The sequence below is a fragment of the Streptomyces sp. CB02959 genome (assembly GCF_002803155.1).
Lineage (GTDB): Bacteria > Actinomycetota > Actinomycetes > Streptomycetales > Streptomycetaceae > Streptomyces.
In genome coordinates, this window is record NZ_NNBP01000034.1 from 61536 (window position 1) to 77075 (window position 15540).

Sequence of the window (15540 nt, forward strand, 5' to 3'; positions counted from 1 at the left end):
CAGGCCCTCCGAAGGGACATCGCTGTGTTCACCGATCGCACGTTCATCGTCACCGGTGGTGGTAGTGGCATCGGCCGCGCCATCGCCCTCGCGCTGGGCGCCGCCGGCGCCTGCGTAGTCGTCACCGGCCGCACTCCGGAAAAGCTGGACGAGACCGTCGCACTCCTCGGCGAGCAGGGCGCCGACGGCATCGCCGTCCCCACCGACGTCCGCGACCCGGGGGCCGTCGACGCGCTCGTAGACGCCGCAGTCCGCCACTACGGCGCCGTTCACGGCCTCGTCAACAACGCGGCCGGAAACTTCGTCGCCCCCGGTATCGACCTCAGCCCAAACGGCTGGAAGGCCGTCGTCGACATCGTCCTCAACGGTTCCTTCTACTGCACCCGGGCCGTCGCCCGGCAGATGCGCAACCAGGGCACCGGCGGTTCGATCCTCTCCGTCATCGCCAGCTATGCCTGGCACGGCCACCCCGGCACGGTGCACTCCGCCGCCGCGAAGGCGGGCGTGCTGGCCATGACCCGCACTCTGGCCGTCGAACTCGCCCCGCTCGGCATCCGGCTGAACTGCATCGCACCCGGTCCGACGGAGACCAAGGGCGCCGGTGCCGCCTTGTGGGCCGACGACACGGCCCGCGCCCACGTCCTCTCATCTGTCCCGGCAGGCCGCTTCGCCGACCCGACCGAGGTGGCCGACGCCTCGCTCTTCGTACTGGGTGACCGCGCCTCGTACATGACTGGTGAATGCCTCACCCTCGACGGCGGCCAATGGCTGGGCAAGCAGGTCTACGGTCAATAGCGATCGGCCGCCCCGTGCCTGGGCATGGATCCACGTCCAGGCACGGGCGCAGCCACCCGCGCCCCTGGACTCAGCCGGACAGCGCGCCACGCTCCAGTCCGAGTTCGCGGGCGAGGGCATCGTCGACCCACTCCATCATCGACGTGCGCGACAGCGACCCCGGGTAGGCGGTCATCTGCACGGCCAGCCCGTCCAGCAGGGCGGTCAGCCGCCAGGCGGCGCCCTGCGGATCCTCACACGTGTACTCGCCCGCGTCCGCGCCCTGCCGGATCATGTTGGTGAGTGCCGCCTTCCACTGCCGATCCAGGCCCTGGACGACGTCTCGTAGTGCGGGCTCCCGCAGGGACGCCGCCCAGCCCTCGATCCACAGCCTCCAGCCCTTGGCCTGTCCGGTGGGTGCGTACCAGCGCACGGCGGCGTGCAGGCGCTTCACCGCGCTGCCGCCCCGGCCGAGCAGCCGCCGCAGACGGGCGAGATCCGCTTCCGCGGCGTACGTGAAGGCCGCTGCGACAAGCTTCTCTTTCGTCTCGAAATGGTAAATGATCAACGCATTGCTGATGCCGAGGGCTGAGGCGACATCAGCAACCCGGAGCGCCGCAACACCGCGCCGCTCGATCTGATCGACCGCAGCGCGCAGCAGTTCCTCGCGCCGCTCCTCCACGCTCAAACGCACTCTCGCCATGGCGTCACATTATCGGTGCCCCGCACACCTCTTGACACCGCCGTATGGCAGCCCCACAGTGCCTCTACTAACTGCACGTTCAGTCAGTTAAGAGGAGTCAACCGTGACCCAAGCGCCTCCGTCCCCTGGCCCCGACACTCCGGATCTTTCCGAAGGGTGGGGCGAGCAACGCTCCCGGCTTCACAAGGACCTCCGCCGGCGGGATGTGCTCTTCTTCCTCATCTGCACCCTCGTCGGTCTCGACACCATCGGCTCGGTCGCCGCCCAGGGCCCACAGGGCCTGACCTGGATGGCCATCCTGGCCCTCGCCTTCTTTCTCCCCTACGGCCTGCTGGTCGCCGAGCTCGGCTCGGCGTTCCCCGTGCAGGGCGGCCCCTACGTCTGGACCCGGCTCGCCTTCGGCCGGCTGACCGCCGGCCTCAACCAGGTGTTGTACTGGATCTCCAACCCTGTCTGGCTCGGCGGCAGTCTGTGCATCATCGCCCTGACGGCCTGGGAGGAGTTCTTCACCCCGCTGCCTGGCGTGTGGAAGTACGCGGCTGGGCTCGCTTTCATCTGGATCGGCGCACTGGCGGTCGTGCAGTCCGTGCGGATTGGCAAGTGGGTTCCCATCGCGGGCGCTGTCGCCCGTATCGTGCTGCTGAGCTTCTTCCTGATCTCGGTGGTCGTCTTCGCCGTGAAGAACGGCGTGCACGCCCTGCCCGCCGGCCAGTTCACCCCGACCTACGCCGGCTTCGTCGCCCTCGTCCCCGTCCTGATCTTCAACTACGTCGGCTTCGAACTGCCCAGCTCCGCCGCCGAGGAGATACGCAACCCGCAGCGGGACATCCCCCTGTCCATCCTCCGCTCCGGCCTCGCCTCGCTCGTGCTCTACGGAGGGCCCATCCTGGGCATCCTCTTCGTCCTGCCGGGCAAGGAAATCGGCACCCTCGGCGGCTTCATCGACGCCTGCAAGGCCGTCTTCACCGTCTACGGAGGCCACATCGCCGCCGACGGCACGGTAACCCTCAGCGGAGCCGGTTCCGTCCTCGGCGGCGTGGCCGCAGCCGGACTCATCATCGGCCTCCTCACCAGCGGCGTCACCTGGGCCATGGGCGCCCACCGCGCCCAGGCCGTCGCCTGCGCCGACGGCGCCGGACCCGCCTGGATGGGCAAGATCTCCGAACGCTACGGAACCCCCGTCCGGGTCAGTCTGCTGTCCGCCGTCCTCGCCTCCGTCCTCCTCGTGGTCACGCTCAACCTCACCGGTGGCAACGGCGAGAAGTACTTCGCCGCCGGCCTCGGCCTCGCCATCTCCACCACTTTCATCTCCTATGTGATCACCTTCCCGACGCTGGTCGTCCTCCGCCGCAAGTACCCGCAGGCCCCGCGCCCGTATCAAGTACCGGGGGGCAGGGCCGGTGCCTGGGTGGTGACCGTGCTCGCCACCGGCCTGGTCGCCTTCACCGTGGTCGACCTGATCTGGCCCGGCTTCGGCGTCGGCTGGTTCGGCACGGAGGGCTCCGCGGCAGACTCTCTGCCGAAGAGCTTTGCGGGCCAGCGCCTGCAGTACACGCTGAGCCAGGTCGTACCGCTGCTCCTCTTCCTTGGCGTCGGAGCGGTCTTCTACGCACTCGGTGCCCCAGCCCGCCGCCGCTCTGCGGCCTTCGAGGTGCGAGCGGAGTCCTCCCGTGTGCCGGACACCCGTACGCCTCTGATCTCCGACCTCTGACGACGCCCCCGGTGTGATCGACGAACAACGCCCTGGTCCCGGTATCTGCGCACCGAGCATGAGGCCGGGCGAGGGTGAAGCGCACTGCTGTGGCGATGCCGCTGTATCGAGAGGAATCAGACGCACTCCACCGACAGGGCCAAGCTGGTGGCAGACGCACACGGTTACCCGCGTACGGCGACACCAGGCGTCCCGCAGGAAGACCGAGGGGACCCCGTCTCAAAATTCGTGGTTCGACGGTTCAGACCTCATGCCAGGGCTTCAGACGTGTCGGAAACGGCAGCACTGGAGCGTCACGCCATCGGACACAGCACAAGGAGAGGTTTGCAGTGAGCGAGCTGCGTCGTTTCCGCAACCACATCAATGGAGAGTTCCGTGACGCCGCCGACGGGCGTACCACCGAGGTGATCAACCCGGCTACCGGCATGCCATACGCCACCGCTCCGCTGTCCGCCGCCGCGGACGTGGACGCGGCCATGGCCGCAGCCGAGGCCGCCTTCCCCGCATGGCGTGACCTGGTACCGGGCGAACACCAGAAGTACCTGCTGAAGATCGCGGACGCGATCGAGGCGCGCGCCGAGGAACTAGCTTGACTCTGTCGGGGATCTTGGATGGTCGGGCTCAGCTGCCGAGGGTTCGCCAGGACTTGGGCCGGGGGATGTCGTTCTGGTCCAGGAAGGTCTGGAAGGCGGTCGGCGGTCTTGATGAAGGAGTTTCCTCGGTCACTGACTGGCCGCTGAGGCGTTCGATGTTCACGGCGATGGCCGTGAGTACGTGTTGCAGGTGAGTTTTCGGCTGTCCTCGGTAGCGGCAGTGGCGCATGCCGTGTCCGTGGGCGAACTCGTTGATGGTGCCCTCCACTCCGGAGCGGACCGCATAGCGGGCCTTCCACTCGGGTGTCTGTTGCTCGGTGCGGACGCGGACTTGCAGGTCGCGGAGTTCTCGTGGAGGGAAGCCCACGTTCCGGGCGCCCTGGTGGGAGTTGGTGCACCGGGGTCGGTCCGGACACGGCTGACACTGGCTCTTGGTGAAACGTGCCACGATCAGGGGTGCCGCGGTGGGCGAGAAGGTCGGGTAGGGGCCGTGCCAGCCCTGGCTGACCTGGCCCTGGGGACAGGTGACTTGTCGGCGGTCGAAGTCGATGTGGAAGTCGTCCCGGTCGAAACCTTCGTTCCTGCGGTGCTGGCGGGTGGGGTTGCCCGGCAGCGGCCCGCTGACAGTGACCTGATGTTCGCGCTCGGCTCGTTCCAGATGGACCAGAGAGGTGTAGCCGCCGTCGACCAGGTGCTCGGCAGGCAGCAGGCTGCGACGCGCCAGACGGGTGTGGATGCCAGGCAGGGCCTGGGCGTCGTTGGTGGCGGCCGAGGTGGTGGCCACATCCGTGATCACGTTGACGCTGTCGGAGGCGCACGTCTCGGTGACATGCGCGGCGAACCCCTTCCAGCTGATGATGTGCCCATGGCGGACGTAACGCGCCGTGGTGTCGTAGGGCGAGACGATTGCCGAGGAGGAGGGCGGCAGCCCGCCGTCCTCGGAGGTGCGCCAGCGCAGGCGGCCCGCCTCGTCGCGGTAGTAGTTCTGCACGACGATCTGCCGCAGGGCCTCGGCCTGCGGGCCGGGCCGGTATCCCGCCCCGTGCCGGTGGAGGCGTTCCAACAGCCGGCAGGCGTCGTCGCCGGCGGCGAGGATCCTGGTCTTGGGCCGGGTGGGGTTCTTGCCCAGACGGACCGGACGGCCGTAGCGACGCCCCCAGTCCTCATCGACCAGGCCGACCAGCAGATGCCCGGCCGTGCGGGCCACTTCTTCCAGCACGGCACGGACGGCCTCGGTGACCAGTTCCAGCCGGGTCAGGTCGCGCACCGCGGCCAGGACGTGGGTGGAGTCGGTGCGCTGCGTGGTGCGCTCGCGTACGAGTCCGGCCTCCTTCAGGCGCGCGAGCGACAGATCGAGAAGACGGTCGGCGCGGTCGTCCTGGGTGAGACGCTCGCGGAAGTCGGCCAGCACGCTGTGGTGGAAGCCGGGATCGTCTAACTCCATGGCCAGGGCGTATTTGAAATCGATGCGGCAGCGGACCGCTTCTGCTGCCTGACGGTCCGACAGGCCGAGCAGGAACTGCAGCACGCAGACGGTGGCCAATTGGGCGGGCGAGATGCCGGGGCATCCGTCGCGCGGGTACCAGTCGGCGAAGTCCTCGTCGCACCACAGCCCGTCCAGCCGGTCTCTCACCCATATCGCCGTCGTACCGCCCGGGTTGCTCGCCCGCGCGATCTGCGGGGTCAGAGATGGGACTTGCTCACCGGAACGGGGACGGAGCGACAACTGACACCTCGACAACTGCATCGGTCTTCGAAACAGCCCGAGCATGCCCGCTGATCACGCTGGCGCACCGGGAAACTCCAAGATCCCCGACAGAGTCAAGCTAGTCCACAGGATTGGTGGCGTGCTGCTGGAGATACGGCGACTGGGCATGGACCAGTCGATTCACCATGACGGTAGTATCCCAGCCGCACAGCCCGTTGCGGGGAGGGTCCAGCCAACACGCCGAGTCGCCGGACTCCGCCCGCAGCTCTTCCACGAGCACCGGTGTTGACTGAGGCGCACTCTCGTCGCCCTCGCCAACGAGTACGCATCGGTTGGCCAACGCGCGATCTTGTGCCGCTGCCGCCAGCAACACGCACATGCGGTCGACTGCGGTTGCCCGACACCGCCGCCGTACCGCCCGCCGGCCTCCTGGCCCAGCCCGGGTCAGCCGCCTGACCCCGCCCCGGAAACGATGTGAGCCGACTCCAAGTCCTCGGAGCCGATCCACAACCCGTACGTCCAGGCGAAGCGGGTGAAGCGGACCTGGCGGCCCCCGCGCTCGGGCGAGCAGCAGAACGGCCCGGCCGTCGCCGCTGCCCCGGGGACGAGCGGCGCCAGCCGGGCCGTGCGCCACGGCTCGTCCGCGCAGATGGTGACCGCGTCCCGGGTGTGGCTCGCACGGATGGCGACCGTCCACCCCTGCCCGTCCGGGACCGGGGTGAGCGACCAGTCGAAGACGTCCGGGTGACGACCGCGCCCATGTGCGGGACCCGTCGTTCATCTCGACGCCGGCCTTGATCCACGTCTCGGCATCGACCCGGACCATCGGGCTGGCCTGGTCGTGGCGGCGCTCGGGACGCACTGGCACAGCTGCCATACGAGCATGTGTGATGTACTTGTATAACAACCTTGTACAACAACCCGCACGCCCTCCGGAGCACGCCCTCATGCCCCAGCACCCCGCCCTCGCCAACGACGTCCTGCGCAGCCTGCCGAAGGTCTCCCTGCACGACCACCTCGACGGCAGCCTGCGCGCCGAGACCGTCATCGAGCTGTCCCAGGCCCTCGGCCTGCCCCTGCCCACCACCGACCCCGACGCCCTGCGAGCCTGGTTCCTCGGGCAGTCCAACTCCGGCTCCCTCGTCGCCTACCTGGAGTCCTTCGCGCTGACCGGCGCCGTCCTCCAGCACGCCGAGCACCTGCACCGCGTCGCCCGGGAATACGTCCTCGACCTTGCCGCCGACGGCGTCGTGTGCGCCGAGGTCCGCTGGGCGCCGGAGAAGCACACCGAAGCCGGGCTGACCATGGACGAGGCCGTCGACGCCGTCCGCGCGGGCCTGCGCGACGGCATGGCCGAGGCCGCCGCGGCCGGGACGGCCATCGAGGTCCAGCAGCTCATCGCCGGCATGCGCGGCGCCGACCGTACCCCCGAGGTCGCTGAACTCGCCCTGCGCCACCACGGCGACGGCGTCGTGGGCTTCGACCTCGCCGGCCCCGAGGCCGGCTTCCCCACCAGCCGCTACCGCGAGGCCGTCGAGCTGATCGCCCGCCACCACATGCCCGCGACCATCCACGCCGGCGAGGCCGACGGCCTGGGCAGCATCACCTCCGCCCTCCTCGACGGCCGCGCTCTGCGCCTGGGCCACGGCGTCCGGATCATCGAGGACATCGACGAGCAGGGCACGCTCGGCCCGCTGGCCCGCTGGGTCCGCGACCGCGGCATCGTCCTGGAGACCAGCCCCACCTCCAACCTGCACACCGGCGCGTTCACCGCCTGGGGCGAGTCGATGAGCGACCACCCCATCGACACCCTCCACCGCCACAACTTCCGGGTCACCGTCAACACCGACAACCGGCTCATGAGCGGCACCACCCTCACGGATGAACTCGCCCTGCTGCAGCGGACGTTCGACTTCGGCCTCGACGACCTGGAGACCTTCCAGCTCAACGCCGCCCACGGCGCCTTCGTCGACCCCTCCCGCCGCGCCGAGCTCACCAACACCATCCGCGAGGGCTTCGCCCGCGCCCGCGGTTGATCCACGCCCGCACCCGCAGCTGATCTTCGACCGCGTAGCATGCGGCGAGACAGCTGCGGGCGGGCAAGACGGACGCGGCGACCGCAAACACCGTCGGAGAGCACTGTGGACGACCGCCTGACCTTCCTGTCCCGGCCCCTGCCGCGCGACAGCGGAGTCCCGCTGCGCGTACAGGCGCACAGCCGCATCCTCGACGGTATCCGCTCCGGCACGCTGCGTCCCGGCACCATGATCCCGACCGAGACCGAGCTCGGCCGCCTGCTCGGAGTCAGCCGCACCGTCGTCCGCGAAGCCCTCATGCTCCTGGAAGAGGACGGCTTCCTCACCGCCCGGCGAGGTGTCGGCCGCTTCGTCGCCGACACCCCGCCCCAGGCCGGCCTGCACCGACTCGTTCCGATCGAGGAACTCCTCGCCGCCCCTTCCACCCCCCTGCGGCTGCGGCGCAGCGAGGTGACCCGGCAGACCCCGGCCCCCACCTTCGTCACCGAGGAACTCGGCCTCGACGCGGGGAAGTCCACCTGGTTCATCGAGACCGTCCTCCTCCGTGACGACGAACCGATCGCCTTGTGCCAGGAGCACCTAGCAGCCCCCGCGTCGGGCGACCTCGACTGGGGCGATGCGATGCGCCCCGAGGACGCCCCGGCCGACCACACCCTGCTCGCCCTGCTGATCCGCCACCACGGCCCGGCACTCGGCCCGGCCACCGTCCGGATCACCCTCGGCACCCCCGGCCCCACCCGCGCCACCGAGCTGCGCACCGGCCCGGCCGAGCCCGCGATCGTCCTCACCCACACGGCGGCGCTGGATGGCCGGCCGTTCTACCTCGCCAAGCACATCGTCCTCGCCGCCGCCGGGCCGCTCACCCTCACGCAGAACACGCTGTAATCACCCCGCGAGGTAGTCCAGGACCGGCGCAGTGGGGGGCAAGCGTCAGGTCCGTGACGATGTGGCTCGCCAAGATGGCCTCCGACAACGGCGCGGCAAGCTCGCCGACCTGTGATGGGAGGTGCACCAAGCCTGTGTGACAAGCCACAAGCTCACAGCATCGCCTCCTCCCCCACTCCCACCAGTCCCGATTGGTGGCGTGCTGCTGGAGATACGGCGACTGGGCGTGGACCAACCGCGGCCCTACTCGCCCGGCTCAGGGCGAAGTACCCGGGTGCTCGGGAACCCCCGACGTCGCGGTCGGCGCTCTCGGGCAGCCTCTCCATATGGGCCGTGGGGCTACCCAGGGGTCGGCCAAGGGCGAGCCCAAAGGGGGCAGTGGAATGATCTTGACCGGACCCTACTGGGCTTCTTCGTGGCGCAGGCGGCAGGTCACAGCGGCCCACCAGGGGATGAGGAAGAGCGCGATCAGGACGAGGCCGAGCAGGGGCGGCGCCGGTCGTGCCGCGCCCAGCGCGAGGCAGCCGACGGCGGCCGCCGCGCACGTCCGTGACAGCACGCGGTACAGGTCACGCTTGGCGCGCCAGGCTGGGAGGGTAGCGGCCACCAGCATCGTGCTCGTGATGACGACGGCTGCGCCGCCGCACAGGACCCAGGCCGTGGCGCTGGGAGTGCGTGCCGCGTGGCTGTGCTCGACGAGGTCGACCATCGCGGCGCCCATGGCGGCCACCGCGGCCGTGAGCGGCAGATGCGCCAGCTCCCACCGTGCGGTGCCCGTCGCCGTCGGCTACGGCGACCCCAAGTCGGTCGTCCCGCGTGACATGACGGTCGCGATGACGGTGAAGAAGGGGACGGGCAAGAAGGACATCAAGCTGACTATCCCCAACCAGGACATCACACCGCAGAAGGAAGCCGCCCTGAAGAAGCAGCTCAACACCGGCCTCAAAGCCGCTGGCTGCCCGACAGCCTGACGCGCCCCCCACTGGGCGTTGGCCGGTGACGAACACCAGGCCATGGGACTTGCTGCTTCCGGCGGGTCGGCCGGAAGCAGACCGGGTGCCAGGCGGGGGCCGGGCCTACGCCTCCGATGCCGATCCAGGACTCCTTGGCGGAAGGGTGAGGGTGACTTCACCAGCGGAGGTCTTGAGGATCAGCGTCTTGTCCCCGCGGCCGATAGCCCTGTCTGAGCTCGGGCATGGAGGAGGCGGTGGTGTCTGGCCACATCACCGCGTCGGGTACCCGGGCGTGGCCGGCGTGGCCGTGTTCTGCCCGGTGGGCTGCGCGGACACGCTCCAGGAGCGCTCAGAGCAGGGGGCTCGAACGTCGCCCGCGGGCCTTCGGTGAGCTCGTGGATCAGGGTGCTGAGCCCGGCGCACCCCAGGGTGCGGTGGGCGTAGTCGATCGCAGCGAGAACCAGGCGCTGGCAGGCGGCCATGCTGTCAGCCGCCACGGCGCCAAGGGCGCTGCGGGTGAGGTCGTCGTCGAGGCACAGGCGGCCGCAGCCGCAGAACCCCATGCGCTTGACCAGAGCGAGGGACTGTTCCTGGGGAAGGCGGTCGGCGATCGCGTCGATCGCCACGAAACCGAAGTCGATAGCGATCTGGTACCCGTGATGGCACACCTTCGGGTCGACGGCGAATTCGCCGCTCAGTGGGGCGTGGAAGCGAGTGACAGCCGGCGGCCGCGAGGCGCGGCGGCGAGGGCGAGAAGACGGCATGCCGGGCTCAACAGGCCCAGGGCGCGCGTGGTGCCGCAGCGCCCCCACCTGGCGCAGCGGAGCCGGGGTTCGAGGACATCGACGACGACCAAGAACTGGTCCTTGAGGACCTAACCCGAGAGCAGGTCCAGGACGGCCGTGTCCGGTGAATCGTCATTCGTGGAGCCAGAGTCGGACGGCGGCGGCTGCGACCGTGCCGTGGAAGACGTAGGCGCGCTTGTCGTCGCGCGTAGCCACGGCTCGGAAGCCCTTCAGCCTGTTGATCAGTCGCTCGACTTCGTTCAAGTATCTTGCATAGGTGAGGCCGGGTCAGGGTCGGCAGACTCCGTGCTCCCAGGCCCAGGCAGCGATGCCGACCCGGTTGCGCACCCCCAGCTTGCGCTGGACGCTCGCGACGTGGTTCTTCACCGTCCCGGTGGCGATGAAGAGCTGCGCCGCGATCTCGGCGTTGGTGCAGCCGCCGGCCAGCAGTGTCACGATCTCCCGCTCACGGTCGGTCAGCGGTTCCGCTCCTTCGTCCGGGTCCATCGCGGTCGGACCGGCGGTGAGTTCGCGCAGCAGCCGGACCGTGACCTGCGGACTGATCAGGGTGTCCCCGACCGCAGCCGCGCGGACCGCCTCGATCAGCAGGGTCGGACCCGATCGTTTGAGAAGGAAGCCGGCAGCGCCGTTTCGGAGCGCGGCGTGCACGTACTCGTCCAGGTCGAACGTGGTCACCACGACCACCCGGAGGGGGACGGCCACGTCGGGGCCGGCCAGCAGGCGGGTGAGTTCGAGCCCGTCGACGCGTGGCATGCGGATGTCCGCGAGGACCACGTCCGGCCGCAACCGCCGGGCCAGCTCGACCGCTGCGCCGCCATCCGCGGCCTCACCGACGACCTGGATGTCCGGCTGGGCGTCGAGGACCATCCGGAAGGCACTGCGGATGCTCTCCTGGTCGTCGGCGAGCAGGACGCGGATCGGGCCGGTGCCGGTCGGCGCCGTGGTCGTCGGGGCGTTGCTCATCGGGGCTGGGCCTTTCCGGGGCGGAAGGGGATGGGGAAGGAGGGTCGGCGGGCGCCTCGGTCACCTGCGAGCGGCAGCTCGGCCGCCAGGTGCCAGCCGCCGCCGGGGCGGGGCCCGGCGGTCAGCGATCCGCCGAGCGAGGCCACCCGCTCGGCCAGGCCGGGCAGCCCCAGCCCACCGGCCCGGTCGCCGCGCTGCTGCGGCCGTCCGGCCGGGGCGCCGTTGCTGACGTCGACGCTGAGCGCGGACGCCGACCGGTCCAGCGTCACGGTCACGTCCGCGTCCGGCGCGTGGCGACGCACGTTGGTCAGCGCCTCCACCACGATCCGGTACGCCGTGCCGGAGACCTCGCGGGCGACGTGGTCGAGCAGGCCCGGGGCGAGAGCGAGTTCGGTCCGACCCGCGCTCGACTCACGGAAGCGCCGGACCAGTTCGGGCACCTCGTCCAGGCCCTTGACCGACTGCCGGGGGTCGCCGTCCTGCTGGTCGTGGAGCATGTGCACGGTGCGGTCCATCGCGGCCAGAGCCCGGAGCCCAGCCTCTTCGACCCGCCGCAGGGCGTCGAGCGCGACACCCGGATCGTCCGACCCGAGGAACCGCCCGGTCTGCGCCTGCGCGACCATCTCGCTGACGTCATGGGCGACGAAGTCGTGCAGGTCCCGGGCCAGGTCCAGGCGCTGCCGTCGCCGGGCCTCGGCCACCGAGCTGACCCGCCGGGCGTCCAGCACCCGCAGGTACACCCCGCCCGCCGCCGCGCCGGTCGCCAGCAGCGACCAGAAGACGCAGGCGCCGACGATGCCGCGGACCGAGTCGGTGCTCCAGGCGCGCAGCACCCACAGGGTCACCGCGAGGTGGGCCAGCGTTCCGGTCGCGATCGCCTGCGGTGGCGGGGCGTGGCGCGCGGTCGGCACCAGCACGGCGAGCAGGGCGACGGCTTCCAGCGTGCCGATCGTGCCCGGCCCGGGGCCGGCCGCTCCGGACGGATGAGCGACCGTCACGACGAGCGAGGCCGCGGCGGCGGCTCCGGTCGCCCAGGCGATCAGCGGACGCGACCGCGACCGGCCCGCGAAGACGAGCAGCGCCGCCGCGCCGGACAGGACGGCCGGGATCATGATGATCAACACAACCCCGACGGTACGCGTGCGGGCACCGTGCGCGCCTGTGCCTTTCGGCATATCCGCGACCGGCCCGTCCGCGATCTCGATGCCCAACGGCATATGTCCGCGCGGGTGGTGGCCTGACCAGGCTTGAGGCATGACCGCGACCCAGTCGGCCCGACCGACCACCGCCCCGACACCCGAGCGCACGAAGCGGGGCTCCGCGAAGCCGAAGCCCAAGTACGTGCCCGGCACCCCCCGTTGGGCCCAGCTCGCCGCCCATGCAGTCCCGCTGGTGGTGCTGCCCTCCAGCATCTGGCGGCTGCTCATGACCGCCGGAGCAGCCGGGGTCGACCACTCCACGAACCCGGGCTACCGCTCCCAGCTCAGCGACTACCTCTACGTCCTCCTCCTGTCCGCGGTCTGCGAGGGGCTCGCGCTGCTGACCCTCGGTCTCGTCAAGCCCTGGGGCGAGGTCTTCCCGCGCTGGATACCCCTCCTGGGCGGACGCCGCGTGCCGATCAAAGCGGCGGTGATCCCGGCGACCGTCGGCGCGACCCTGCTGGTGCTGCTCGCCGCGTACTTCTTCCTGAACCCCATCCTCTTCCACATCCACTTCACGCCGTCGATCGGCGACAAGGGGACGGCCACCTCGCACCTGGAGGTCAGCGGGTGGTCGCAGGTGCTGTTCGTGGCCTGCTACCTGCCGCTGATGGCCTGGCCGGTGCTGGTCGGCGCCGTCACCCACGCCTACTACCGCCGCCGCGCCACCACGGAAGGACGATGAGATGAGCGAGCTGACACCGAGCGGGCGGCTCCGCGCCGCCTGGACCGCCATCCACACCCCCGCGGCGGGAGTCCCGCGCGGTGCCCGCCTCGCGGCCGCCGTCATCCCGTTCACCGTGCTACCCGCGAGCATCTGGCGGATCGCCGGGATCACCTTCCACCTGCCGCTCGACGGCGGTCTGCACCCGGGACACGGGCAGGTTCCGGTCTGGCTTCCGATGGAGGTCTACGTCCTCCTGATCTCGGTCCTGTCCGAAGTGCTGGCGCTGCTGGCCTTCGGCCTGACCGCGGTCTGGGGCGAGGTCTGGCCGCACTGGATCCCTCGCCTGCGGGGCCGACCGGTCCCGGTGCTCGCGGCCGTGATTCCCGCCGGGCTCGGCGCCACGATCCTGACCACGATGTGGAGCTGGGCCGCCGTCACCGCGGCGTTCGGCAGGACCGCCGAGTGGCGGCCGCTGCCGCCCGACAACCCGATGACCCTGCACGACTGGCACTCGGCACTGCTGGCCGTCGCCTACGCGCCGCTCGTACTGTGGGGCCCGCTGCTCGGCTGGCTGACCGTCGCCTACTGGCGCCGCCGCGCGGGGCACGCCCCCCGGCCCGCCGTGGCGGTGGCCGGCGTGACGCCCCGATGAGACGGCGCCTGATGCTGGTTCCGCCTCCGGCGAATCGCCATGCGTGGAGCCAGAGTCGGACGGCGACGGCTGTGACCGTTCCGTGGAAGACGTAGGCGCGCTTGTCGTAGCGCGTCGCCACGGCTCGGAAGCCCTTCAGCTGTTGATCAGTCGCTCGACTTCGTTGCGGTGCCCGGGGAGTGCTCGGCGCACAACCGGCAACGTCCCCAAGGCCACGGCGGGCTCTCGGAGCCGGTGGCCGCGCCGGCGAGAAGTCGCACCACCTCGCTGACTGGCGCCCCATCAGTTGCCGTCGAGTTTGGCGTCACCCCAGTGCAGCGGCGCCGTTGTCCCGGGCGTGGAATGGACGCAGTTGCTCAAGGACCTCGCCGACACAGTGGCGGTACGAAACGATCAAGTGAACGCTGTGCGCAACACCAGCACGCACGTGGCCGAGCTGACCGCGCGGGCCATCGCCGCCGGCGCTCCGAGCGCGCCCCTCACCCGCATCTTGGCGAAACTGGAACCAGTCGTCGCACCTGACCGGCCGCACACAGGGATGTCCCTCGCCGTCCCGCCGCCGCGCGCAGATATCCTGCCCCCGCCATCCGACCCGCCGCTGACTCCCGAGGACTACCCGGCGATCGTTCGCCAACTCCTGGACGCCTTCGCCGCCCGCGACAACCCCCGGCGGCTGACCATCACACAAATCGCCCACCACCTTGTCGGTGCCGATCAGGCTACCTGGGGCCGGGGGAAAGGGCGACGAGACCGGCTGGCCATGATCGGCCGCACCATCGGGACCGAACTGCGACGAGCCGGCATGAAGGTCCCTCATAGGCGCCTCGACAGTGCAGTTGACCCCCAGCGGCCGACCGTCTACAGACTCGCCGGCATCGAGCGCGCTCTGCAGATGGGCGGCTGGCAGTGCCCAGAAGCAGAGGACGGGCGCCCGCATCGGGTGCGGTTCGCCACCGATGAGGAACATCGGAACGGAAAGCACCGGTAGCGACAGTTCACCTGGCCCGGACCGGCTCACCGCGCAGCCCCCGACACCTCGTCGACCTACCGCCAGTTGTGGCGGCCGTGCCGCCATCCGCGGAAGCCGTCGTGGTCGTGCCGCCATCCCTCGCCCCGGAAACCCTCACCGCCCCGCCGACCCCGCTCGGCCGAGCCGGTCGTCCCGACGAGGTCGCCGCCACCGCCCTCTACCTCGCTGGGGGCCACAGCTCCTTCACCACCGGCGCGGAACTGTTCGTCGACGGCGGCGTCACCCAGCTCTAGGACGAAACCGCCTCTCGCCAGGTGCATTGGATGATCCGACGCGGCGCCGAGCTGTGGCCGCTCGATGAAGTGCACAGTGGTCCAAGGTGACCGTCCGGGGCCGCCTTTCCTTCGGCTGGGCTGGACAGCAGGCCGGCGGCGCGGCGGAATCGATGCGATGCGACAGGCCGTCCCTTCTTCCGACCGTCCTGGCAGCGTTCCGGAGAGGGTTCCATTGTGGGCACCGCAATCATGGTGACTGTCACCGCTGTGCTGTGGGGCTTCGCACTATGGGCTCCCGTCAGGGCATGGTGGCTGAAGTGGAGCGGCCTGCGCGCCGAAGGTCGCGTGGTCGGCCGCGAGGTGGTGGACAGGGACGAAAACCACCACACCAACGTGACCATCTCGTTCACCGACAACAGTGGCCGGCAGCGGGAGATCAACGCCCGTCTCATGGTGACGAAGTCTGCCCCGGACATCGGGACCGGAGTTCCCGTCGCCTACCGTCCCGGACGCCCGGACAAGGCCCGGATGCTGGCATACACCTGGAAGACCAACGTCCGATCGGGTCTGCTCCTTCTGTCTTTGGCGGTGTTCTGACTGGTGGGCCTCATCCCCTATTTCGCAAGGTGACGCGGCAGACACCAC

General features: G+C 70.3%; 16 protein-coding genes and 4 pseudogenes. 12 read left to right on the forward strand and 8 right to left on the reverse strand.

From position 1 onward, the window contains the following. Nucleotides 1-24: 24 nt before the first annotated feature. A complete protein-coding gene (locus tag CG747_RS38925; RefSeq protein WP_038516825.1) occupies nucleotides 25-795 on the forward strand; it encodes an SDR family oxidoreductase in 771 nt (256 codons plus the stop codon). 70 nt (nucleotides 796-865) lie between these two features. Here the strand turns inward: CG747_RS38925 and CG747_RS38930 are convergent, their stop codons facing one another. After that, a complete protein-coding gene (locus CG747_RS38930) occupies nucleotides 866-1477 on the reverse strand; it encodes a TetR/AcrR family transcriptional regulator (protein ID WP_100606611.1) in 612 nt (203 codons plus the stop codon). Nucleotides 1478-1580: 103 nt separating this feature from the next. Between CG747_RS38930 and CG747_RS38935 the strand changes: the two genes are divergently transcribed. Together CG747_RS38935 and CG747_RS38940 are read left to right on the forward strand one after the other, a co-directional pair. Continuing rightward, the gene (locus tag CG747_RS38935) at nucleotides 1581-3188 is read left to right on the forward strand and encodes an APC family permease (protein ID WP_308303836.1); all 1608 of its coding nucleotides are present in this window, start codon (nucleotides 1581-1583) and stop codon (nucleotides 3186-3188) included. 329 nt (nucleotides 3189-3517) lie between these two features. Further along, a pseudogene (locus CG747_RS38940) lies at nucleotides 3518-3775 on the forward strand (aldehyde dehydrogenase family protein); the annotation flags it as partial. 34 nt (nucleotides 3776-3809) lie between these two features. Here CG747_RS38940 and CG747_RS38945 read toward each other — a convergent pair. Both CG747_RS38945 and CG747_RS50825 read right to left on the reverse strand, forming a co-directional pair. Further along, nucleotides 3810-5414 carry an IS1182 family transposase gene (locus tag CG747_RS38945; protein WP_257981020.1) on the reverse strand — a complete coding sequence of 535 codons (1605 nt, stop codon included), beginning with the start codon at nucleotides 5412-5414 and terminating at the stop codon, nucleotides 3810-3812. A 519-nt stretch (nucleotides 5415-5933) separates the two neighbouring features. Continuing rightward, nucleotides 5934-6173, reverse strand: coding sequence for a DUF1349 domain-containing protein (locus CG747_RS50825; protein WP_308303839.1), 240 nt, complete (start codon nucleotides 6171-6173; stop codon nucleotides 5934-5936). A gap of 263 nt (nucleotides 6174-6436) precedes the next feature. Between CG747_RS50825 and CG747_RS38955 the strand changes: the two genes are divergently transcribed. After that, a complete protein-coding gene (locus CG747_RS38955; RefSeq protein ID WP_100606614.1) occupies nucleotides 6437-7525 on the forward strand; it encodes an adenosine deaminase in 1089 nt (362 codons plus the stop codon). A gap of 105 nt (nucleotides 7526-7630) precedes the next feature. Beyond that, on the forward strand, nucleotides 7631-8410 hold the full coding sequence (locus CG747_RS38960; protein ID WP_180985901.1) for a GntR family transcriptional regulator: 780 nt from the start codon (nucleotides 7631-7633) through the stop codon (nucleotides 8408-8410). A 400-nt stretch (nucleotides 8411-8810) separates the two neighbouring features. Here CG747_RS38960 and CG747_RS38965 read toward each other — a convergent pair whose 3' ends face one another. Continuing rightward, nucleotides 8811-9131, reverse strand: coding sequence for a hypothetical protein (locus CG747_RS38965; protein WP_100606616.1), 321 nt, complete (start codon nucleotides 9129-9131; stop codon nucleotides 8811-8813). Between CG747_RS38965 and CG747_RS38970 the strand changes: the two genes are divergently transcribed. Next, complete coding sequence (locus tag CG747_RS38970; protein ID WP_100606617.1) at nucleotides 9130-9381, forward strand: hypothetical protein; 252 nt, start codon at nucleotides 9130-9132, stop codon at nucleotides 9379-9381. The two genes, CG747_RS38965 and CG747_RS38970, sit on opposite strands and share 2 nt — an antisense overlap. A gap of 416 nt (nucleotides 9382-9797) precedes the next feature. Next, nucleotides 9798-10241, forward strand: a complete 444-nt coding sequence (locus CG747_RS47600) for a hypothetical protein (RefSeq protein WP_146022234.1) — start codon at nucleotides 9798-9800, stop codon at nucleotides 10239-10241. 39 nt (nucleotides 10242-10280) lie between these two features. Here the strand turns inward: CG747_RS47600 and CG747_RS50190 are convergent. The 3 genes and pseudogenes from CG747_RS50190 to CG747_RS38990 form a co-directional block, all read right to left on the reverse strand. Then, nucleotides 10281-10418, reverse strand: a pseudogene (locus CG747_RS50190) (IS5/IS1182 family transposase); the annotation flags it as partial. Between the two features lie 18 nt (nucleotides 10419-10436). Beyond that, complete coding sequence (locus CG747_RS38985) at nucleotides 10437-11132, reverse strand: response regulator transcription factor (protein WP_100606619.1); 696 nt, start codon at nucleotides 11130-11132, stop codon at nucleotides 10437-10439. Beyond that, complete coding sequence (locus CG747_RS38990; protein ID WP_180985902.1) at nucleotides 11129-12256, reverse strand: sensor histidine kinase; 1128 nt, start codon at nucleotides 12254-12256, stop codon at nucleotides 11129-11131. Before CG747_RS38990 ends, CG747_RS38985 begins: the two co-directional genes overlap by 4 nt. Before the next feature lie 130 nt (nucleotides 12257-12386). Between CG747_RS38990 and CG747_RS38995 the strand changes: the two genes are divergently transcribed. Next, entirely contained in the window at nucleotides 12387-13016 is a 630-nt protein-coding gene (locus tag CG747_RS38995; RefSeq protein WP_257981021.1) for a hypothetical protein, read from the forward strand. Nucleotide 13017: 1 nt separating this feature from the next. Then, complete coding sequence (locus CG747_RS39000) at nucleotides 13018-13650, forward strand: hypothetical protein (protein WP_100606621.1); 633 nt, start codon at nucleotides 13018-13020, stop codon at nucleotides 13648-13650. Between the two features lie 46 nt (nucleotides 13651-13696). Here the strand turns inward: CG747_RS39000 and CG747_RS39005 are convergent. Continuing rightward, nucleotides 13697-13818, reverse strand: a pseudogene (locus CG747_RS39005) (IS5/IS1182 family transposase); the annotation flags it as partial. Nucleotides 13819-13987: 169 nt separating this feature from the next. Between CG747_RS39005 and CG747_RS39010 the strand changes: the two are divergent. The 3 genes and pseudogenes from CG747_RS39010 (at nucleotide 13988) to CG747_RS39020 (ending at nucleotide 15492) form a co-directional block, all read left to right on the forward strand. Next, nucleotides 13988-14638 (forward strand): hypothetical protein, encoded by a 651-nt coding sequence (locus CG747_RS39010; protein WP_146022235.1) that lies wholly within the window; start codon nucleotides 13988-13990, stop codon nucleotides 14636-14638. A gap of 140 nt (nucleotides 14639-14778) precedes the next feature. After that, nucleotides 14779-14913: pseudogene (locus CG747_RS39015) on the forward strand (SDR family oxidoreductase); the annotation flags it as partial. 216 nt (nucleotides 14914-15129) lie between these two features. Continuing rightward, the gene (locus CG747_RS39020) at nucleotides 15130-15492 is read left to right on the forward strand and encodes a DUF3592 domain-containing protein (RefSeq protein ID WP_107490338.1); all 363 of its coding nucleotides are present in this window, start codon (nucleotides 15130-15132) and stop codon (nucleotides 15490-15492) included. Nucleotides 15493-15540: the final 48 nt, after the last annotated feature.